The following is a 20552-nucleotide window of genomic DNA, read 5'->3' on the forward strand; positions in this document are numbered from 1 at the left end:
AGCCCAGAGGACTGTGCTCGCGGGACCTGCTGGGGAGCCGCGAATGCCCTATCAACGATTGGGGCAGGCCGACCCTTGCACTGCCGGCCGCTCCGGGTCAGGGACCGAGCAGCCTCCGGCACCGCAGCGCCATCTGGAGCTCGAGGCGGGCGTCGGAGCTGCTCAGCGAGAAGCCGCCGATCTCCTCGGCGCGCTTCAGCCGGTAGGCGAGCGAGTTGGCGTGGACGCCGAGCCGGCGGGCGGCGCGGCGGAGCCCGCCCTCCTCGAGGAAGGCGGCCACCGAGCCGCAGAGGTCGGTGCCCTCGCGGGCGTCGTACTCGCGGAGCGGCCCCAGGCGGTGCCGCCAGAAGCGGTCGATGCTGCCGTCGGCCGAGGCCTCGATGAGCATGCCGAGGAGGCCGAGGTCCTCGACGTCGACGACGCCGCTCTGGGCGCCGCCCGAGCGCGCCACCAGGTCGAAGGTGCGGCGAGCCTCGCGGTAGGCGCCGGACACCCCCGCGGCGTCGGCGGAGCGGCCGAGCACCGCGCTGCCGCCGCCGCATGCGGCTCGGAGATCGGTGAGCCAGCGCACCCCCCGATCGCGGTCGGGGCCGCCGAGCAGCGCCACCACCGTGCCCGCGATCACGTCGGCCAGCTCCCCGGAGCGGGGCGGGAGCAGGCCCTGCGCGTGCCGGAGCCAGGCGTCGGACCGCTGCTCGGCGGGGCCGCCGAAGAGGGCGACGGTGTGGGTGCCGGAGAGGTCGACGCCGACCTGGTCGGCCCGGGCCCGGAGCAGCTCGGTGGGGATGCGGCCGTCGAGCACGTCGACCAGCACCCCCACCCGCGCCATCCGCCCGCCGAGGTCGCGGGCACGCTGGTGGACGAGGGCGAGGGCGAAGAGGTGGGCGGCCTGCTCGAGGGCGACCGCCGTCACCTGCTGGCCGAGGTCGTCGTCGGGGAGGATGACGTTGCAGTAGCCGAGCAGCTCGCCGGCGGCGACCACCGGTGCCACCAGCCGGGGCAGCATCACCCCGATCGACGGATCCGGCTGGAGGCGCACCGGAAGGCCCGTCCTCGCCATCTCGGCGTAGCACGCGCGCATCTCCGGCGAGGCCCGGAAGCCCGGCGGGGTGCCGCCCGCGCGGATGGTCTCCTGGCGGTTGTCGTCGATGACGGCGTCGCCGGCGGAGCAGAGCATGTGGAACTCGGCGTCCTCGACCAGCACCGCGGTGCCGGTGGCGCCGGCCAGGGTGTCGGCCACGGTCTGGATGCGCAGGTCGTTCGAGGCGGTGCCGGCCAGCCGGGCGGTCACCTCGCCGAGGCGGGTGAGGGCGCCGTCGAGCGAGCCGATGACGAAGTCGAGCAGGGCCCCGGCCACCTCGTCGAGGTCGATGCCGGGCGCGAGGCCGATCACCGGCAGGCCGAGCACGCCACCCGCGGCCACCGCCTCCGGCGACACCAGCGGGGCGGCCAGCGCCGCCGCACCGCCGTCGCGGGCGGCATGCACCGCCTCGCCGCCGAGCAGGCGGGCGAGGAGGCGGAACTCGCCGGGGGCACACCCCCGGGTCAGCGCCGCGGTCGAGACCCAGCGGACCGAGGCACCGAGACCCTCGTGCCCGCTGAGCACCTCGCCCTCCCGCAGGGCGGGCAGACGCAGGCAGTGGGCCACGGAGGCCACCGGCGGGCAGAGGGTCGCCTGCCCGAACCGGCTCCCAGGCTCACTCACAGGGGTGAGCGTAGGGTCCCAGGGTCGGAGCTGGCATGCACGCTCACGCACAAGCCCGCCGCCCGGCGAGTTGTGCGTCCGGACCGGCCGGTCCGAGCCCGGCGAGGCCCGGGTCGCGCCGTGCGACCCGGGCCCCCAGGCTTCAGGAGACGACGGTCAGCGGGCCCCCGACCAGCTCGAGCCGGCGTAGGCGGGCTCGGGCGCCGGGGCCTGGGTCGGCGGCGCAGCCTCTCCGGCGAGGCTCACCGTCGCGGACCTGGTCCGCCCCAGGTAGGCGTACGCGAGCCCCACGATGATCCCGCCGCCGACGATGTTGCCGGGGACGGTGAGCGCCAGGTTGCGGCCGAGCTGGGACCAGTCGGCGGTGTGGTTGAGGATCGCCAGGCTGAACGCGGTCATGTTGACGATCGAGTGCTCGAACCCGGCGGCGATGAAGGCGAAGAGCGCCCACCAGATCAGCACCAGCTTGGCGGGATCGCTCTTGGTCCGCGACGCCATCCAGAGCGCCAGGCAGACCAGCATGTTGCAGAGCACCGCGCGCCAGAAGAGCTGCCCGTTGGTGGCGGCGATCTTTCCGGCCACCGTCGAGGTGACCCAGGCGAAGCCCGGGGCGACCGCGCCCGGCTTCGGCCTGGTGGCGAGCACCCCGCTCTGGTAGACCATCCAGGAGAAGGCGAACGAGCCGATGAAGTTGCCGACCAGGGCGGCGATCCAGACCGCGACCAGCTCATAGACCTTGCAGGTGCCGGCGACCAGCCCCTGGATCATGAACATGACCTCGCCGGTGAACAGGCTCGTGCCTGCGAACACCACGAGGGTCAGGGCGACGCCGAAGATCGCGCCGGAGGTGAGCTTGACGGCGATCGAGCCCCCCACCAGCAGCGGCCCCACGGCCGCGGCCAGGAGCACGACGCCGACCCCGATGAAACCGCCGGCGAGGACGGCGCTGAGCAGGTAGGCGATCGGCCGCTTGCGCAGCTGATCGCCCTTCGCTCGGGCCAGCGCCGCGTTCTCGTCGACCGCCTCGGGAATGGGAATGGGCATGACACGCCTCCCGCCTGATTGCTGACACACGCAGCTGTCAGGCTAGCGAGGCGGATGTGGCGGGGTCACCAGACGCCGCCACAGCCCGTGCACCGCCGCCCTGGACAAACGACGGAGGCCGACGAGCTCCCGTCCGGTGCGCACAGACGCGGCGGCCGCCGGGTTGTGCGCGGGCGGGCTACGCCTCGTGCGCCGGCCTCCCGGGCTCGGGCGCCACCAGGTAGATGACGCCGCCCTCGACCACGACGTCGTGGACACGCACCCGATCGGCGCAGTCGGTGACCTCGCCGGTGCGCAGGTCGACGACGCGCATGTGCAGCGGGCAGGTGACGGTGTCGCCGGCGACCACGCCGTCGGCGAGCGGGCCGCCGGCGTGGGGGCAGGCGTTGGACACCGCCCGCACCCCGCCGTCGCAGCGGAAGACGGCGATCCGCTCGCCGTCCACGGTCACCGCCCTGCCCTCGCGCGGGGGCAGGTCCTCGAGGGCGCCCAGGCGCACGCGGGTCGGGTTGGGGCTGATCACTGCACGCCCACCCCGGCGGCGGCGAGCATCGCGTCGCCGCGGTCCATCGCCTCGAGCGAGCGGTGGGCGGGGGTGGCGGCACGGCCGACCAGCTCGCGCTCCTCGGGCGCCCCGGCGGCGGGAAGGGCGCCGAACTGCAGCGGGGTGCGCGGCACCGCGCCCTCCGTCGACCAGGGCTCGCGAACCCTCGACTTGGCCCGGGCGAAGCGCGCCAGCAGCGCCTCCTGCTCCGCCGCAGGAGCATCGATGGTGGCGGCGCGGACCGCCTCGACGCCGACCCGCTGGAGGTAGTGGTAGGTGCGCTCCAGGTAGCGCGCCTCCTCGCGGTAGTGCTGCACGAAGAGGGCGACGTGGCGCAGCGCCTCCTCCGGGGTCGCCACCGTGGAGAGGAGGTCGCCCTTGCGCACCGACATCCCGGCGGCGCCGCCGACGTAGACCTCCCAGCCGGTGGCGATGCCCACCAGGCCGACGTCCTTGACGGTCACCTCGGCGCAGTTGCGGGGGCAGCCGGTGACACCGCTCTTCAGTTTGTGGGGGGTGTAGAGCCCCCAGATCATCCGCTCGAATGCGATCCCCAGCGCGGTCGAGTCACCGACCCCGAAGCGGCAGAAGTCGGTGCCGACGCAGGTCTTCACGGTGCGCACCGCCTTGCCGTAGGCGTGGCCGGAGACGATCCCGAGGTCCCGCCAGATCGCGGGGAGGTCCTCCTTGCGAACCCCCAGCAGGTCGAGGCGCTGGCCGCCGGTGACCTTGACCATGGGCACGGCGTAGCGGTCGGCCACGTCCGCGATCCGTCGCAGCTCGGCCGGGGTGGTGATGCCGCCGAACATCCGTGGGACCACGGAGAAGGTGCCGTCGCGCTGGATGTTCGCGTGCACCCGGTCGTTGATGAAGCGGGCGCTGCGGTCCTCCTCGTAGTCGCCGCACCACCACGCGTCGAGGTGGTACGAGAGCGCGATCTTGCACTTGGCGCAGCCGGTGCCGTTGCCGAGGGTCTCGAGCACCGCCTGCACCGAGCGCAGGTTCTGCGCCCAGATCTCGGCGCGCAGCGCGTGCAGCCCGAGGGGCACGCAGGCGCAGACGTGAGGCTCGGCGGAGGACGCCGAGGCCTCCACCCCGCAGCCGGCGAGCAGGGCGTCGACGATCGAGCCGCAGGAGCCGCAGGAGCCCGCCGCCCGGGTGCACCTGGTCACCTCGGCCCGGGTGGTGCAGCCCTGACCGCGGATCGCGCCGACGATCGCCGCCTTGGTGACCCCGTTGCAGCCGCAGACCACCGCCTCGTCGGCGAGGCCGGCGGCGACGCTGGTGGGCGGCTCGCCGGTGGGCGCGGCGACCAGCGAGAGCCGGTTGCCGTTCAGGGTCGAGCCGCCGGCGATCACCGCGGTGATCTGGGGGGCGGTGCTGAGGTCGCCGACCAGGATGGCGCCGCGGAGCTGGTCGTCGCGGAGCAGCACCCGCTTGTAGACCCCGGCGGCGGTGTCCTCGAGGGTGAGCAGGTCGTCGAGCTCGTCGGCGTCGACGGCGCCGGCGCTGAACACCTCGACGCCGGCGACCTTCAGGGTGGTGGCCGGGATGCCGCCGAGGAAGGCCGCGGTCACGTCGCCGCGGAGGTGGGCGGCGAGCACCCGGGCCTGGAGGTTGAGGGGGGCGACGATGCCGTAGAGCAGCCCGCGGTGCTCGGTGCACTCGCCGACCGCGAACACGTTCGGGTCGCTGGTGCGGAGCTGGTCGTCGACGGCGATGCCGCGGCCCACGGTGAGCCCGGACTCGCGGGCCAGGGCGGTCGACGGGCGGATGCCGCAGGCGACCACGACCAGGTCGGCGTCGAGGACCCGGCCGTCGCGCAGCGCGATCGCCTCGACCCGGCCGTTGCCCATGATCGAGGCGGTCTCCGCGGGCATCACCACCCGCATCCCCATCTGCTCCAGCTTGTGGCGGAGCACCCGGGCGCCCACGCCGTCGAGCTGCCGCTCCATCAGCCGGTCCATGAGGTGGATCACGCTCACCTCGACGCCGCGCTGACGGAGCCCGTAGGCGGCCTCGAGGCCGAGCAGCCCGCCGCCGATGACCACCGCGCCCTGCGACCTCGTCCCGCCCTCGATGATGTCGTCGACGTCGCGGAGGGTGCGGAAGGTGTGGACGCCGCCACGGTGGCGGCCCTCGATCGGGGGCATGACCGGGTCGGAGCCGGTCGCCAGCACGCAGACGTCGTAGGGAGTCTCGCGACCGGTGGCGTCGCGGACCAACCGCCGCTCGCGATCGAGGGCGACCACCTCGCAGCCGGCGTGCAGGGTGACCCCGTGGTCGGTGTACCAGTCCTCGTCCAGCATCGTGAGCGACTCGGGCTCGCAGGTGCCGGCGAGCACGGTGCTCAGCTTGATCCGGTCGTAGGCCGGGTGCGGCTCGGCGCCGAAGACGGTGACCTCGAAGCTCTCCCCGTCAGCGCCGGCCAGCTCCTCGAGGAGGGTGGCGGCGACCATGCCGTTGCCGATGACGACGAGACGGCGCCGAGTTCCGCCCATGGTGAGACCACCTCCTGCAATGACCGACGCCGTCCACCGTATGCGTGGGGGGAGCACGCGTCACCGGACGTCCCACCGGGGGAGGGCGTCCCGGCCGGGACGATGTCAAAGACCGACCCGACCAGTGAGGCGGGATGCACCAACCGGACCGCCCCCGGCTTGGCTGGTCGTACCCGCGGGTGCTCAGTCCCCGGACGGGGCCACGGTATCGAGGAGGAAGGCCTGGACGAAGGCCTCGTCACGCCAGCGCTGGTAGCGGCCGGAGGGGCCGCCGTGGCCGGCGCCCATCTCCATCTTCAGGAGCAGCCGGTGGTCGTCGGTGCGCAGCGCCCGGAGCTTGGCGACGAACTTGGCCGGCTCCCAGAAGCCCACCCGGGGGTCGTTGAGGCCGCCGGTCACCAGCATCGCCGGGTAGTCGCGCGCGGTGATGTTGTCGTACGGGGAGTAGGAGAGCATGTACTCGTAGAACTCGTCCTGGTGGGGGTCGCCCCACTCCTCCCACTCGATCACGGTGAGCGGCAGCGACTCGTCGAGCATGGTGGTGACCACGTCGACGAAGGGCACCTCGGCGACCACCGCGGCGAAGAGGTCGGGGCGCATCGTGGCCGCGGCGCCGACAAGCAGGCCGCCGGCGCTGCCGCCGCGGATCGCCAGCCGGGAGGGCCGGGTGTAGCCCTCCGCCACCAGGTGCTCGGCGGCGGCGCACAGGTCGGTGAACGAGTTGCGCTTGTGCAGCAGCTTGCCGTCCTCGTACCAGCGCCGGCCCATCTCGCCGCCGCCGCGCACGTGGGCGGTGGCGCTGACGAAGCCGCGGTCGAGCAGGCTGATCACCGAGGACGAGAACACCGGGTCGGACGGGATCTCGTACGCCCCGTACCCGTAGAGGAGGCAGGGGGCGCTGCCGTCGAGGGCGAGGTCGGCACGGTGGACCACCGAGACCGGCACCCGCACCCCGTCGGGGGCGGTGGCCCAGACCCGCTGGGTGCGGTAGCGGGCCGGGTCGTGGCCGTGGACGGTGACCCGCTTGCGCAGCACCCGCTCGCGGGTGCGCATGTCGTAGTCGTAGGTCGAGCGCGGCGTCACCGGCGAGGAGAACTCGAAGCGCAGCACCGAGGTGTCGTGCTCCGGGTTCTCGCCACCCCAGGCGCTGTACACCGGTTCGTCGTGCTCGATCTCGTGGATCGCGCCGCCGTCGAGGTCCATCACCCGGATCCGGCGCAGGCCCGCGCTGCGCTCGAAGAGGGCGAGGTGGCCGGCGAAGACGTCGACGCCGTCGAGCTTGACGTCGTCGCTGCCGCCGATCAGCTCGCGCCAGGCGGCGCGGCCGGGGGATGCCACCGGGGCCTCCATCAGCCGGAAGTTCTCGGCGCCGTCGTTGGTGACGACGAACAGGCGGTCGCCGTGGTCGGCAACCATGTACTCGATGCCCTGGCGCCGCGGCTCGACCACCCGCAGCGCCCCCTCGGGGTCGGCGGCGTCGAGGAGGTGGACCTCGCTGGTGATCTGGCTGCCGAGCTGGACCACGATGAAGCGCCCGGTCTTGCTCCGCCCCACCGAGACGAAGAAGCGCTCGTCGGGCTCGGTGAGGACGAGGACGTCGTCCTCGACCGGGGTGCCGAGACGGTGGCGCCACACCTGGAACGGGCGCATCGACTCGTCGGGACGGGTGTAGAAGAGGGTGCGGTTGTCGGAGGCGAAGGCGAGCCCGTAGTAGGTCCGCGCGAGGACGTCGGACAGCTCGTGGCCGGTCTCCAGGTCGCGGATCCGCACGGTGTGGACCTCGCCGCCGTCGTGGTCGACGGCGTAGGCGAGCAGGCGGTGGTCGGGGCTGAGCGCCATCGACCCCACCGAGAGGTAGTCGTGCCCCTCGGCGAGCGCGTTCTCGTCGAGGATCACCTGCTCGGGCGCGCCGTCCGCTGCCGCCCGGCGGCAGTGGATCGGATACTGCTGGCCGGCCACGGTCCGGTGGTAGTAGAGGTGGCCGGCCCAGGGCACCGGGGCCGACTGGTCGGTCTCCTCGACCCGTCCCACGATCTCCTCGTAGAGCCGCTGCTGCAGCTCCCCGGTGTGGGCCATGGCGGCGGCGGTGTGCGCGTTCTCCGCCTCGAGGTGGGCGATGGTGGCGGGATCCTTGCGGTCGCGCAGCCAGTGCCACTCGTCGACGCGACCACGCTCCACCTCGACGGGGCGGCGGGGGGCGGCGGGCGGTTCCATGGCCGGGCAGTCTGGCAGAACCCGGAAGCTACGAGGCCTCCGCCTCCTCCCTGGTCAGCGCGGGATGGACGCCCGGGACCAGCGTGCGGGCGAGGGTGAGCCGGCGCAGCATCCCGAGCAGCATCTCCCGCTCCTCGGGCGAGAGGTCGCCGCAGATCGCCCGCTCATGCTCGACGGCGACCTTGAAGGTGCGGGCGAGCATGCTCCGGCCCTCGGGGGTCAGGTGCAGGGCGCGGGCGCGGCGGTCGTTGGGGTTGGCCCGGCGCTCGACCAGCCCCCGCTGCTCCAGGGAGTCGACGATCGACACCATCCGGCTCGGGGGGATGCGCAGCGCCTGGCCGAGAGCCTGCTGGGAGCTGCCCTGGGCCTGGGCGACGTGGCGGAGCACCAGGAACTGGCGGGGCTCCAGCCCGAGGGGGGCGAGGAGATCCTTGAACCGGCCGCTGATCACATAGCCGAGCTGGGAGATGAGGAATCCCACCCCCGCGCCCGGGGTGACGCACCCCGGATCGTCGGCTCCGCTTGGCGCTTCCGTCACAGGACTGATACTACCAGGGCGGAATCTTTCTGCTATACATCGTTCCAGTCTGTAACTATTAGCGAACAGGGGATGAGACGTGGCAGCGAAGAACCAGCTTCGAGGACGGGCACCGGACCCCGCGGCCTCGTTCATGACCCGGCTCGCCGGGTTCGTCCTCCATCACCGCAAGCGGGTGATGGCCGCGTGGGGCGTGATCTTCATCGCCGGCATGATCGCCTCCGGGGCGGTCTCGAACCGGCTCAGCTTCGACTTCTCGCTCCCCGGCCAGCCCGGCTTCGAGACCGCCAAGCAGACCATCGCAACCTTCGGCAGCGGTGGAGACCAGGCCCCCGCCATCGAGGTGGTCACCGTCCCCGCGGGTCAGACCGTGGCGGGTGACGCCTCGAGCATCGCCGCCGGCTTCGACGCCGCCCGCAGGGCGCAGCCGAAGGTGCGCGTGGTCGACCTCGCCTCCACCGGCGACCAGCGCTTCATCAGCTCCGACGGCCGCTCGACCTTCGCCCTGCTCTTCGAGCCCACCGCCACCTCGTTCGGCGGCGACACCGCGGCCACCTCGATCGAGGCCGCGCTGACGACCGCGCTCCCCGGCTACCACGTCACCACCACCGGCCTGCAGGCGCTCGAGTCCGGTGGCGACACCAGCGGGCCGGGCGTGCTCCTGGAGACCCTCGTCGCCGGCGCCGGCGCGCTCGTGGTCCTCGCCCTCGTGTTCGCCTCCTTCCTCGCCCTGGTGCCGCTGGCCGTGGCCGCGGTCTCCATCCTCGCCACCCTGCTGCTCATCCTCGGCCTCACCACCCTGACCGAGGTCTCCTTCATCGTCCAGTTCCTGGTCTCGCTGGTCGGCCTCGGCGTCGCCATCGACTACTCGCTGCTGCTGGTCACCCGCTGGCGCGAGGAGCGGGCCAAGGGCGCCGACAACCACACCGCCGTGACCATCGCCGTGGCCACCGCCGGCCGGGCGATCGCGCTCAGCGGCCTCACCGTCGGCATCGGCCTGATCGCCCTGGTGGTGCTGCCCGTGCCCGGGCTGCGCAGCGTGGGCATCGGCGGGATGCTCATCCCGGTTGTCTCCGTCGCCGTCAGCCTCACCCTGCTCCCCGCCCTGCTCGGCGGCATCGGCCCCAGGGTCGACTGGCCGCGAGTCCGCAAGGAGGCCCACGCCAGCCGCGCCTGGACCGCCTGGGCCCGCCTGATCGTCCGCCACCGCTCGATCGCGGCGACCGTCGGCGTGGCCATCCTGGCCCTCCTCATCGTCCCCGTCTTCCACCTCCAGGTCGGCGCCACCAGCGCCAGCGCCCTCTCCCAGACCGGCCCCGCCCACGCCGCCTACCAGACCCTGCTCGACGGCGGCGTGCCCGGCGGCGTGCTCACCCCGATCGAGGTCCTGGTGAAGGCCGACCGGGCGTCGGCGGCGCTCGACACCCTCACCCGGGTGCCCGGCATCGTCACCGCCGACCTCCCCACCGGGTCCTCGCACAACGGGCTCGTCGACCTCATCGCCCTGCCCAGGGACGAGACCGTCAACTCCTCGACCCTGGCCGCGGTCACCGCGGTGCGCGACGCCATGGCCTCCCAGCCGGGCGTGGTCGGGGTCAGCGGCATCGGCGCCATCGAGCTCGACTACAGCCACGCGGTCTTCGGCAACTTCCCGCTGATGTTCAGCCTGGTGGCGCTGGCCACCCTGCTGCTGCTCACCCGGGCGTTCCGCTCGCTGGTCCTGGCCGTGAAGGCCGTGGCCATGAACCTGATCTCGCTCGCCGCCACCTTCGGCCTGCTCACCTGGTTCTGGCAGGACGGCCACGGATCGAACGCCCTCTTCGGCATCCCCGCCACCGGCGCGATCACCTTCTGGCTTCCGCTGATGGTGTTCGCCTTCCTCTTCGGCCTCTCCATGGACTACGAGGTCTTCATCCTCGCCCGTGTCCGTGAGGAGTACGACCGCACCGGCTCGACCGACACCGCGGTCATCGAGGGCATCGGCCGCACCGGCCGCCTCGTCACCAGCGCGGCGCTCATCCTCTTCTTCTCCTTCGCCTCGCTCGCCTCGGCGCCGAACACCGACATCAAGGTGCTCGCCACCGGTCTCGGCGCCGGCATCCTGCTCGACGCCACCGTGGTCCGGGCCCTGCTCGTCCCCGCCCTGATCAGCATGCTCGGCAGCTGGAACTGGTACATCCCCGGCTGGCTGGCCCGGCTGCTGCGGGTCAGCCCCGACGCCCCCCGCACCCTGCCCGCCCCCGCGCGGAAGGAGGCGGAGACCGCCGCCTAGCAGCCTGACATCTCCCCTCCTGCACCAGCCCCGTCCCCGCTCGCCGGGGGCGGGGCTGTTTGTTGGCATCATGCGGGCATGCGACTCCCGGTCATGCCTCCGGTCAAGCCGATGCTGGCGAAGTCGGTGCCGCGGATCCCCCCGGGGATGTCCTACGAGGGCAAGTGGGACGGCTTCCGCTGCATCGCCTTCCGCGACGGCGACGAGGTCGAGCTGGGCAGCCGCAACGAGAAGCCGATGACCCGCTACTTCCCCGAGGTGGTCGAGGCGCTGCGCGCCAACCTGCCGGAGCGCTGCGTGGTCGACGGCGAGATCGTGATCGTGCGGCGCGACCGGCTCGACTTCGAGGCGCTGCTCAACCGCATCCACCCCGCCGCCTCGCGGGTGAACATGCTGGCCCGCGAGACCCCGGCGTCCTTCATCGCGTTCGACCTGCTCGCCCTCGGCGACGACTCCCTCCTCGAGCAGCCCTTCCGGGTGCGCCGCGAGCGGCTGGTGGAGGCCCTGGCACCGGCGGCGCCGCCGGTGCACGTGGCCGCCGCGACCACCTCCGTGGAGGTGGCCGAGAGCTGGTTCCGGGAGTTCGAGGGGGCGGGGCTCGACGGCGTGGTCGCGAAGCCCTTCGACATCGCCTACCGGCAGGACCAGCGAGTGATGTTCAAGATCAAGCACGAGCGCACCGCCGACTGCGTGGTCGCCGGCTACCGCAGGCACAAGTCGGGCCCGGTGGTCGGCTCGCTCCTCCTCGGCCTCTTCGACGGGGAGGGGAGGCTGCAGCACGTCGGGGTCGCCGCCGCCTTCTCGATGAAGCGCCGCGCCGAGCTGGTCGAGGAGCTCGCCCCCTACGCCGTCGACGACCTCTCCGACCACCCCTGGCGAGAGTGGGCGGAGGCCGAGGCGCACCAGGCGGGCAGGCTGCCCGGCGCGACCAGCCGCTGGAACGCCGACAAGAACCTCTCCTGGGTGCCGCTGCGGCCCGAGCTGGTCTGCGAGGTCGGCTACGACCACATGGAGGGCACCCGCTTCCGCCACGTCGCCCAGTTCCGGCGCTGGCGCCCCGACCGCGAGCCAGGGTCCTGCACCTACACCCAGCTCGAGGAGCCGGTCCGCTACGACCTGGCCCGGGTACTCTCGGGGCCGTCGTAGCCGCCTCCGCGCGCGGACCGATCACAGGAGGATCCCCGATGACCGGCGACCCCACCGACCCCACCGACGAGGACTTCGACGACGCCCTCGACGATGGGCCCGACGACGTCGACGAGCCCGCCGACGACAGCTTCCTGCTCGGCGCCAGCGGGGTGCAGGCGCAGGTCGAGGCGGAGGCGGCGCGTGCCGAGGCCGAGCTTGCCGGCGAGGCCGCGCCCACCGACGATCACGACGCCGTGGTGTAGGCAGCTTTCCGCTGCACGTCGGCCGCACCGTGATCGTGGTCCAGACCGACCTGAGCGACGGCGCCGGGAGGCGCGTCGCCCAGGTGGTGCAGACCCAGGCGGTGCTGCCGCCGCGCGGCTGACCTACGCCTCGACCACCTCGGCGTCGATCACCTCGCCGCCGGTCGCCGGGGCGACCCGGCCGCCGCCGATGACCAGGTTCTCGCCCTCGGCGTCGACGCGGACAGTGTCGCCCTCGCGAAACCGGCCCTCGAGGATCGCCATGGCGATCGGGTCCTGGAGACGGCGCTGGATCAGCCGCTTCAGCGGCCGGGCGCCGTACACCGGGTCGTAGCCCTCGCGGGCGAGCAGGTCCATGGCGGCGTCGGAGATCTCCAGCTGGAGCTTCCGCCCCGCCAGCCGCCCGCGCAGCGAGCGGAGCTGGATGCCGACGATCTCCCGCAGCTGGGTGCGGTCGAGGCGGCTGAAGAGGATCAGCTCGTCGACCCGGTTGAGGAACTCGGGACGGAAGTGGCCGCGAACCTCGTCGAGCACGGCGCCGCGCATCTGCCGCAGCGCCTCCTCGTCGGGGTTCTCGGGGAGCGCGGCGATGAGGTGCGAGCCGAGGTTGCTGGTCATGATCACCAGGGTGTTGCGGAAGTCGACCACCCTGCCCTGGCCGTCGGTGAGGCGGCCGTCGTCGAGCAGCTGCAGGAGCACGTTGAACACGTCGGGGTGCGCCTTCTCGATCTCGTCGAGGAGCAGCACCGCGTAGGGACGCCGGCGCACCGCCTCGGTGAGCTGGCCACCCTCGTCGTAGCCGACGTAGCCGGGAGGCGCCCCGATCAGCCGGGCCACGGTGTGCTTCTCCATGTACTCGCTCATGTCGAGCCGGACCATGGCGCGCTCGTCGTCGAAGAGGAACTCGGCGAGAGCACGGGCGAGCTCGGTCTTCCCCACCCCGGTGGGGCCGAGGAAGATGAACGAGCCGGTGGGACGGTCGGGGTCGCTCAGCCCGGCGCGGCCGCGGCGCACCGCGTTGGCGACCGCGGTGATGGCGTCGTCCTGGCCGACGACACGCTCGTGCAGCCCCTGCTCCATGCGCAGCAGCTTGTGCATCTCGCCCTCGAGCATGCGGCGAACCGGCACCCGGGTCCAGGTGGCGACGACCTCGGCGATGTCCTCCTCGTCGACCTCCTCCTTGAGCAGCGGGCGGTCGCCCTGACCGGAGCGGAGCCGCTGCTCCTCCTCGGCGAGCCGCCGCTCCAGCTCGGTGAGACGGCCGTAGCGCAGCTCGGCGGCGCGGGCGAAGTCGGCCAACAGCTCGGCGCGCTCGGCGTCGTGGCGGAGCTGCTCGATCTGCTCCTTGATGCCGCGGATCGCATCCAGCGCCGTCTTCTCCTGCTGCCAGCGCTCGCGGAGCGAGGTGGCGCCCTCCTGCAGGTTGGCGAGCTCGCGCTCGAGCGCCTCGAGCCGCTCCCGCGAGGGTGCGTCGCTCTCCTTGCGCAGCGCCTCGCGCTCGATCTCCAGCTGGCGGATCTCGCGCTCCACGGTGTCGAGCTCGGTGGGCAGCGAGTCGATCTCGATGCGCAGCCTCGATGCGGCCTCGTCGACGAGGTCGATCGCCTTGTCGGGCAGGAAGCGGTCGGTGATGTAGCGGTTGCTGAGCACCGCGGCGGCAACGATCGCGGGGTCGGTGATCCGCACCCCGTGGTGCACCTCGTAGCGCTCCTTCAGCCCGCGGAGGATGCTGATGGTGTCCTCCACCGAGGGCGGCTCGACCATCACCGGCTGGAAGCGGCGCTCCAGAGCGGCGTCCTTCTCGATGTGCTTGCGGTACTCGTCGAGGGTGGTTGCGCCGATGCAGCGCAGCTCGCCGCGGGCGAGCGCGGGCTTGAGCATGTTGCCCGCGTCCATCGCGCCCTCGGCGGCGCCGGCCCCGACCAGGGTGTGCATCTCGTCGATGAAGAGGATCACCTCGCCATTGCTGGCGGTGACCTCCTTGAGCACCGCCTTGAGCCGGTCCTCGAACTCACCGCGGTACTTGCTGCCGGCCACCATCGCTCCGAGGTCGAGGGCGACCACGCGCCGGTCCTTCAACCCCTCGGGGACGTCGCCGGCGGCGATCCGCTGGGCCAGCCCCTCGGCGATGGCGGTCTTGCCGACGCCGGGCTCGCCGATGAGCACCGGGTTGTTCTTGGTGCGGCGCGAGAGCACCTGCACCACCCGCCGGATCTCGCTGTCGCGGCCGATCACCGGGTCGAGCCTGCCGGCGCGGGCGGCGTCGGTGAGGTCGCGGCCGTACTTGGCGAGCGCCTCGTACTTGGCCTCGGGGTTGGGGTCGGTGACCCGCTGCGAGCCGCGCACCGCCTCGAGGATGCCGTAGATGCGCTCACGGGTGACGCCAGCGGCCGTGAGCATCCGCGCCGCCTCGCCCTTGTCCTGACCGGCGAGGGCGAGGAGCAGGTGCTCGGTGGAGACGTACTCGTCCTTGAGCCGGCCCATCTCGTCGAAGGCGGCCATCAGCACGGCGCGCAGCGGCGGGCCGACCCCCGGCTCGGCGGCGCCGATCTGCTTGGGGCGCGCGTCGAGGGTGGAGTGCAGCCGGGCGGCGAGCGGCTCGGGCTGTACCTCGAGCCGGCGGAGCACGCCGGGCACCAGGCCCTCGGGCTGCTCGAGCAGGGCGAGGAGCAGGTGCTCGGGGTCGACGGACGGATGCTGCAGGGACTGGGCCGCCTGCTGAGCGGCCTCGAGCGCCTCCTGCGAGCGCTCGGTGAAGCGGTCGAGTCTCACGGCGCGATCGATACCTTCGGTGGGCTGATGGGACACTCGAGTGATACCCGACACTGGTGCTGGCCAATCCTCTCGGCCGCCGCTACCATGGGCGCCGATCGAGCATGCGTTTCCTCCATCCGCGTCTTGCCGACATGCTCCGGTCGCGTCCCGCCGCCCTGACGGCGGGCGCCGCCGTGCTGATCACCGTGGTCGTCTCGAACCAGCCGCACGACGAGGTGCTGACCCACCCCCAGTCGGCGTCGGCGGCCTCCACCATCCGCACCGACCGCCGCAGCGCGCCGGCGCCGATGCGCACCCTGCAGCGCCGCATCGAGTTCGCCGACGGTTCGGCATCGCACCCCGGTGCCCCGGCGGTGGCCGCCGACACCGGCATCCTCGTCGACCTCGACACCCGCACCATCCTCTGGGAGCGCAACCCCCACACCTCCCACGCCCCCGCCAGCACCACCAAGCTGGTCAGCACCCTGGTCGCGCTCGAGAACTTCGGCCCCGACCGGCAGGTGACGATCACCCCCGACGCCCTCCACCAGGCCGGCGACGAGACGGTGATGGGGATCCACGCCGGCGAGACCTACACGGTCAGCGACCTGCTCGCCGGCATGCTGTTGATCAGCGGCAACGACGCCGCCACCGCGATGGCGGTCGACACCGTCGGCATGGACGGCTTCGTCGCCGCCATGAACGCGCAGATGGGGGCGCTGGGGCTGCACGACTCCCACTTCACCACGCCGGTGGGGCTCGACGATCCCGCCCAGCTGTCCTCCGCCTACGACCTCGCCGCGGTGGCGACCGTGACCGGCGAGATGTTCCCCCAGTTTCAGCGGCTCGTGTCCACAATCGACATGCAGCTGCCGGCGGGCAGCGGCCACCCGGGCTTCCAGCTGCACAACCTCAACCGGCTGCTGTCGCTCTACCCGCCCACGGTCGGGGTCAAGCCCGGCTACACCGGCAACGCCGGCCCCTGCCTGGTGGCCGAGGCGGTCCGCGAGAACCACCGCCTCGTCGCCGTCCTCCTCGGCGCCCCCCACCTCTACAGCGACATGCGCCTCCTCCTCGACTGGGGGTTCACCCAGAAGGGCCTCCCGCCCACCGTGACCCCCCCGCCCGCGCCGCCGCCAGCGCGGCCGCACCGGTAGTTGGGGAGCTCCCGCAGGGTTCTGCACCTCCCGAACGTAGGGAACCGTGCAACCGCCCGAGACCGGGCCCACGGGAGAGAAACATGCGCCGTATCGGCATCGCCGCCGCCATGCTCGCCGCCGCCGGGATCGGCGCCACCGCGATCGTCACCACCAGCCACGCCGCCGGGCTTCCGCTGCCCATCGTCGGCGGGGGCAGCGGCCTGCCCGTGGTCGGCAGCCTGCCCGGCCTCAGCGGGTCGAGCGACCCGATCAGCGGCGTCCTCGGGTCGGTCACCGGGCTGCCCGGCTACGTCCTCAACTGCGGCGTGATGGCCAACGTGCCGGTGCTCCAGCACCCGGCCACGGCCACCAGGAAGAGCAAGACGAAGAAGACCAAGCACACCGCGCCCTCGATGCCCACCTGCGCCGGCGGCCTGCCGGTGGTGAGCGGGCTGCCCGTGGTCGGCGGCATCGCCGGCGGGCTGCCCACCAGCGGCCTCGGCGGACTCACCGGGGGCCTCCCCATCGTCGGTGGCGGCGGGCTCGGCGGGCTCACCGGCCTCGCCGGCGGCCTGCCCATCGGGAGCCTCACCGGCCTCGCCGGCGGCCTGCCCATCGGAAGCCTCACCGGCCTCGCCGGCGGCCTGCCCATCGGCGGCCTGCTCAACGGCCTCCCGGTCGGCGGCCTCACCGGGGGCCTGCCCCTCGGCGGCCTGGGCCTCTCCAGCCTCCTCGGCGGTTAGCCGAGCGCCGAACGGGGCTCCGCCGTCGCGCCGGCGTCTGTCCTCAGCGCTGCCAGGGCCTGGCAGTAGCCGAGGCAGACGTCGACGTAGGCGGCGTGGCTCCAGCTCAGCGGCGCCACCGACAGCGGGGTGCCGGTGAACGGGTTGACCTGCTCGGGGAGCAGGCCGGCGGCGGAGGCGTGGCGCTCGACCCACTCCAGCAGCGGCAGCACCGTCTCCTCGAGCTCGGCGACGCTGCCGGCGGTGCGCACCCGCCAGTCGGCGAGCCACAGGGTGCAGATCACCCACGGGTTGCCGGGGACGTCGTCGGACAGCTCGACGCAGTGGTAGTAATCGCGCTGGTAGCGGGCGAGGCCGCCGTCCCCGGCGCGCACCCAGAGCCGCTCCCGGACCGCCTCCATGGTGGCCGCCACCCGGGGGTCGCCGGCGCGGTACATCCCGAAGGCGAACAGCCCCCAGACGCTGGCGTCGAGGGTGAGGTCGCGGTCGTAGCCGGAGCGGTCGGGGCGGGGGGCGAGCCGGCGCGCGAAGCGGCCGGCGGTGGGGTCCCAGAGGTGCTCGTCGGCGCCCCGGCGCACCTCGGCGGCGGCGCCGGCGTACAGGGTGCCCTTGGTGTCGTCGCCGAACTCGGCCGCCATCCGCGCGGCGGCGTCGAGCGCGCCCCAGACCGCGGCGACGGTGAAGGCGTGGACGCCGCGGCGCTCCTCCCAGAGGTCCCACCCGGGCAGCGGCAGCCCGGTGCGCCAGTCGCGGAACGACGCCATGAAATCGGCGGCGGGCTCGACCACCCGGCGGTACATCTCGCGGAGCAGCTCGCGGTCGCCGGCGCGGCGGTGGTGCTCGCCCAGGGCCCAGACCACCAGCGCGGTCTCGTCCTCCTGGATCGGCAGCTGGGCCTCGCCGTCGCTGTACCAGGGATGCCAGGAGGAGCCCAGAGCGCCGTCGGGGAGGTACTTGTGGAGCAGGAACCCGCGGGCGCCGTCGAGCCGCCCGGCGCAGAAGTCGAGGAGGCCGCGCAGCGGCTCGGGATAGCCGGCGCGGGCGAGCGCGCCGACGGTGAGCGCGGCGTCGCGCGGCCAGACGTAGCAGTAGGTGTCGCGGGCGTGCTCGAGGATGTCGCGGTCGGTGGAGGCGATCACCCCGCCGCCGCGGTCGCAGAGCGCTCGCGCGGTGAGCAGGCTGCGGATGAAGAGCCGGCGCAGCGGCACCGGCAGCGCGGCGGCGGCGGGGGCGGCGGTGGCCGCCCAGCTGCGCCAGTAGCGGCGGGTGCGCTCCAGCAGCCGCTCCGGGCCGGTCTGCCGGACCATGGCGTCGAGCGCGACCACCGAGCGCTGGTCGGTCCCCGCGCACAGCCAGGCGTGAAGGGTCGCCGACCGACCCGCGGGGAGGGTGAGGTTGAAGCCGGCGCAGGAGTCGACGGCTCCCTGCTCGATCGGCTGGCCGCCGAGCTCGCCGTCCTCGGCGTCGGCCCAGGTGCCGGCGAAGCCGTGGAAGCCGGCGCGCCCGCAGGTGAACATGTGCACCCCGCTGCGGCCCTCGACCCGGCCGTCGACGAGGAACCAGCGGTTGCCCCGGTACTGGACGATGCAGTGCAGCTCGGGGTCGTAGTACACGGTGTCGCCACCCTCGCCGCCGCCGATGCTGAGATCGTGGTGGAGGAAGATGCGCGCCTCGCGGGCGCGGCCGGCGAGGTCGCTCACCTCGATCTGACGGACCAGGACGTCGCTCTCGAGGTCGACGGCGTCGCGGATGCGCACCTCGACACCGAGCCCGCCGTGGTGACCCGTGGTGTCGCCCACCAGGGTCTCGTCCTCGTAGGCGGTGCGGCGCTCGAAGGCGTCGAACCAGGCGAAGGTGCCGTCGACCCAGAAGCCCAGCAGGCTGGGCGCGCCCGCGTGCGACTCGTGGCCCACCCAGGGGTAGTAGAGGTCGCGGAGCCGGCAGCCCTCGTCGAGGTTGACCTGCAGGCTGCCGTTGCCGAGGATCAGGGCGCGTGGCACGTCGTTTCTCCTGTGGGCGCAGACGCGCCCCCCGGCGCGAGAGGACTCCCCCGGGCCACCACCGCGGCAGCGGTGACGGCCCTCCCCTCGGCGGGCAGTATAGGCAGGGCGGAGCTCTGCGACCCTGCCGTTGCACAAGCGTCTGCGGCACCGCGCGCCGGGGGCCGTAGCCTGACCCCGGTGCTGCTGGGGAGATCGCGCGTGCTGGCTGCCTTTCGGGGGCCCGAGGACGGGTCGTCGCCTGCGACCACGCTCCGGGCCATGCCCGTCGAGCTCCGTTCGGCGGTCGAGCACGACCGCCGCGCGGCGGTGGAGCGGGTCATCGAGCTCGGCCGCTGGCTGGTTCTCATCCTCGCCGCCGCCAGCTTCAACTTCCCCTCGCCCTCACGGGATGCCGGGGCCGTCAACCTCATCCTGGGCGCCTGGGCGCTCTTCAACCTCGCGCTCACCGTGTGCCTGGTCGCGCGCCATCTCCCGGGGCGGCGCACCCAGTACGCGATGACCGCGGTGGACATGACCGTGGCCACCGCGCTCGTCTACCTCGACGGCGGGGTGAGCTCCGGCTTCGGGCTGACCTTCTACGCCGTGGTGATCGCCGGCAGCCTCCGCTTCGGGCTGTGGGGCTCGCTGCTCTGCGCCGGGGTGGTCAGCAGCCTCTTCCTCGGCGCCGGGGCCGCCGCCGCGGGCTCGGTCACCCCCGCGACCATCGACCTCTTCCTCTCCCACCTGCTGCTCTGCCTGCTCGTCGCGGTCACCAGCACGATGGTGAGCAGCGAGCTGGTCAGCGCCCGGGCCCGGCAGATGGCCCACACCCTGAAGCTCGAGCACGCCGCGCTCCTCGAGCTGCGCGAGGTCGACCGGGTCAAGACCGAGTTCATCATGCTCGCCTCGCACGAGCTGCGCACCCCCCTCGCCAAGGTGAAGGGCTGGCTGGCGCTGATGCAGGACGCCGGTGACCGGCTGCCGCCGGAGGCGCAGCGCGAGGGCATCGAGGTGCTGCGCAGCGAGACCGAGCACCTGGCCCGGCTCACCGACAACCTGCTCTGCATCGCCCAGCTCGAGGCCGGCGAGATCCGGCTGAAGACCGCGCCGGTGCGGCTCGACGAGGTGTTCGTGCAGGTCGCAACGCTCTTCGGTGACCCCCGTGAGCGGGGACGGCTCAGCTGCGTCCCCGACGCCTCCGAACGCGACGTGCTCGCCGACCGCGACCGCCTCGTGCTGGTTCTGGCCTGCCTTGTCGACAACGCGCTGAAGTTCTCACCGGAGGGCACGCCGGTGCGGCTCGACGCCCGGCGAGAGGGGACGCTGATGCACATCGAGTGCGTCGACCAGGGACGCAGCATCCCCGCCGACCAGGCGGAGCGGATCTTCGCCTCCTTCTACCAGGTGGAGGCGCCGCTCCAGCGCCAGCGCGGCGGCTGCGGGGTCGGCCTCTACCTCACCCGCCAGCTGGTCGAGCGGATGGGCGGCCGGGTCTGGCTGGTCCAGGAGGACACCGGCGGCCGCGGCAACACCTTCGCGCTCACCCTCCCCCTCGACCCGGACGCTCTGCGCTGACGCGGGGCTAGGCTCTGCCCATGCCGAGCTGGGACGTCGCCGTGGTGGGGGCGGGGATCGCCGGCGCCGCGGTCGCCTGGGGATGCGCCCGGCGCGGTGCCCGCGTGGTGGTGCTGGAGCGCGCGCCCCAGCCCGGGATGGGCGCATCGG

General features: G+C 73.2%; 15 protein-coding genes and 1 pseudogene. 8 read left to right on the plus strand and 8 right to left on the minus strand.

Annotated elements, in window-relative coordinates:
- Positions 1 to 97 precede the first annotated feature (97 nt).
- The 6 genes from VGL20_10795 to VGL20_10820 all read right to left on the minus strand — a co-directional run bounded on the left by VGL20_10795 (position 98) and on the right by VGL20_10820 (position 8546).
- Positions 98 to 1705, minus strand: coding sequence for a helix-turn-helix domain-containing protein (locus VGL20_10795; GenBank protein ID HEY2704167.1), 1608 nt, complete (start codon positions 1703 to 1705; stop codon positions 98 to 100).
- A 156-nt stretch (positions 1706 to 1861) separates the two neighbouring features.
- Positions 1862 to 2749, minus strand: a complete 888-nt coding sequence (locus tag VGL20_10800; protein ID HEY2704168.1) for a formate/nitrite transporter family protein — start codon at positions 2747 to 2749, stop codon at positions 1862 to 1864.
- 178 nt (positions 2750 to 2927) lie between these two features.
- Positions 2928 to 3272, minus strand: coding sequence for a Rieske 2Fe-2S domain-containing protein (locus VGL20_10805; protein ID HEY2704169.1), 345 nt, complete (start codon positions 3270 to 3272; stop codon positions 2928 to 2930).
- A complete protein-coding gene (nirB, locus tag VGL20_10810; GenBank protein HEY2704170.1) occupies positions 3269 to 5794 on the minus strand; it encodes a nitrite reductase large subunit NirB in 2526 nt (841 codons plus the stop codon). The genes VGL20_10805 and nirB overlap by 4 nt, the downstream gene beginning before the upstream one ends.
- Positions 5795 to 5977: 183 nt before the next feature.
- On the minus strand, positions 5978 to 8008 hold the full coding sequence (locus tag VGL20_10815) for a S9 family peptidase (protein HEY2704171.1): 2031 nt from the start codon (positions 8006 to 8008) through the stop codon (positions 5978 to 5980).
- A 28-nt stretch (positions 8009 to 8036) separates the two neighbouring features.
- A complete protein-coding gene (locus VGL20_10820) occupies positions 8037 to 8546 on the minus strand; it encodes a MarR family winged helix-turn-helix transcriptional regulator (protein HEY2704172.1) in 510 nt (169 codons plus the stop codon).
- Positions 8547 to 8625: 79 nt separating this feature from the next.
- Between VGL20_10820 and VGL20_10825 the strand changes: the two genes are divergently transcribed.
- The 4 genes and pseudogenes from VGL20_10825 (at position 8626) to VGL20_10840 (ending at position 12331) form a co-directional block, all read left to right on the plus strand.
- Positions 8626 to 10818: an MMPL family transporter gene (locus tag VGL20_10825; GenBank protein ID HEY2704173.1), complete on the plus strand. Its 2193-nt coding sequence runs from the start codon at positions 8626 to 8628 to the stop codon at positions 10816 to 10818.
- 78 nt (positions 10819 to 10896) lie between these two features.
- Entirely contained in the window at positions 10897 to 11964 is a 1068-nt protein-coding gene (locus VGL20_10830; GenBank protein HEY2704174.1) for an ATP-dependent DNA ligase, read from the plus strand.
- Between the two features lie 38 nt (positions 11965 to 12002).
- Positions 12003 to 12209 (plus strand): hypothetical protein, encoded by a 207-nt coding sequence (locus VGL20_10835; protein ID HEY2704175.1) that lies wholly within the window; start codon positions 12003 to 12005, stop codon positions 12207 to 12209.
- An 8-nt stretch (positions 12210 to 12217) separates the two neighbouring features.
- Positions 12218 to 12331: pseudogene (locus tag VGL20_10840) on the plus strand (PaaI family thioesterase).
- A 1-nt stretch (position 12332) separates the two neighbouring features.
- Here VGL20_10840 and clpB read toward each other — a convergent pair.
- Positions 12333 to 14981: an ATP-dependent chaperone ClpB gene (gene clpB / locus VGL20_10845; GenBank protein HEY2704176.1), complete on the minus strand. Its 2649-nt coding sequence runs from the start codon at positions 14979 to 14981 to the stop codon at positions 12333 to 12335.
- Between the two features lie 134 nt (positions 14982 to 15115).
- On the opposite strand from clpB, the gene VGL20_10850 reads away from it, so the two are divergent.
- A complete protein-coding gene (locus VGL20_10850; protein ID HEY2704177.1) occupies positions 15116 to 16120 on the plus strand; it encodes a serine hydrolase in 1005 nt (334 codons plus the stop codon).
- Positions 16121 to 16203: 83 nt separating this feature from the next.
- Entirely contained in the window at positions 16204 to 16845 is a 642-nt protein-coding gene (locus tag VGL20_10855) for a hypothetical protein (protein ID HEY2704178.1), read from the plus strand.
- On the opposite strand, the gene VGL20_10860 is transcribed toward VGL20_10855, so the two are convergent.
- Complete coding sequence (locus tag VGL20_10860; protein ID HEY2704179.1) at positions 16842 to 18845, minus strand: glycoside hydrolase family 15 protein; 2004 nt, start codon at positions 18843 to 18845, stop codon at positions 16842 to 16844. The two genes, VGL20_10855 and VGL20_10860, sit on opposite strands and share 4 nt — an antisense overlap.
- Positions 18846 to 19106: 261 nt before the next feature.
- Between VGL20_10860 and VGL20_10865 the strand changes: the two genes are divergently transcribed.
- Positions 19107 to 20402, plus strand: a complete 1296-nt coding sequence (locus tag VGL20_10865; protein HEY2704180.1) for an ATP-binding protein — start codon at positions 19107 to 19109, stop codon at positions 20400 to 20402.
- Positions 20403 to 20422: 20 nt separating this feature from the next.
- Positions 20423 to 20552: FAD-dependent oxidoreductase (locus VGL20_10870; protein HEY2704181.1), on the plus strand; the 130-nt coding region annotated here is incomplete at its 3' end.

Source organism: Candidatus Dormiibacterota bacterium (assembly GCA_036495095.1).
Classification (GTDB): Bacteria; Chloroflexota; Dormibacteria; order Aeolococcales; family Aeolococcaceae; genus CF-96.

Bases quoted from the DNA above. Each gene is read 5' to 3' on its own strand.
- VGL20_10800 (HEY2704168.1), bottom strand. From the start codon at position 2,749: ATGCCCATTCCCATTCCCGAGGCGGTCGACGAGAACGCGGCGCTGGCC.
- nirB (HEY2704170.1), bottom strand. From the start codon at position 5,794: ATGGGCGGAACTCGGCGCCGTCTCGTCGTCATCGGCAACGGCATGGTC.
- VGL20_10815 (HEY2704171.1), bottom strand. From the start codon at position 8,008: ATGGAACCGCCCGCCGCCCCCCGCCGCCCCGTCGAGGTGGAGCGTGGT.
- VGL20_10830 (HEY2704174.1), top strand. From the start codon at position 10,897: ATGCGACTCCCGGTCATGCCTCCGGTCAAGCCGATGCTGGCGAAGTCG.
- VGL20_10835 (HEY2704175.1), top strand. From the start codon at position 12,003: ATGACCGGCGACCCCACCGACCCCACCGACGAGGACTTCGACGACGCC.
- VGL20_10850 (HEY2704177.1), top strand. From the start codon at position 15,116: ATGCTCCGGTCGCGTCCCGCCGCCCTGACGGCGGGCGCCGCCGTGCTG.
- VGL20_10855 (HEY2704178.1), top strand. From the start codon at position 16,204: ATGCGCCGTATCGGCATCGCCGCCGCCATGCTCGCCGCCGCCGGGATC.
- VGL20_10865 (HEY2704180.1), top strand. From the start codon at position 19,107: ATGCCCGTCGAGCTCCGTTCGGCGGTCGAGCACGACCGCCGCGCGGCG.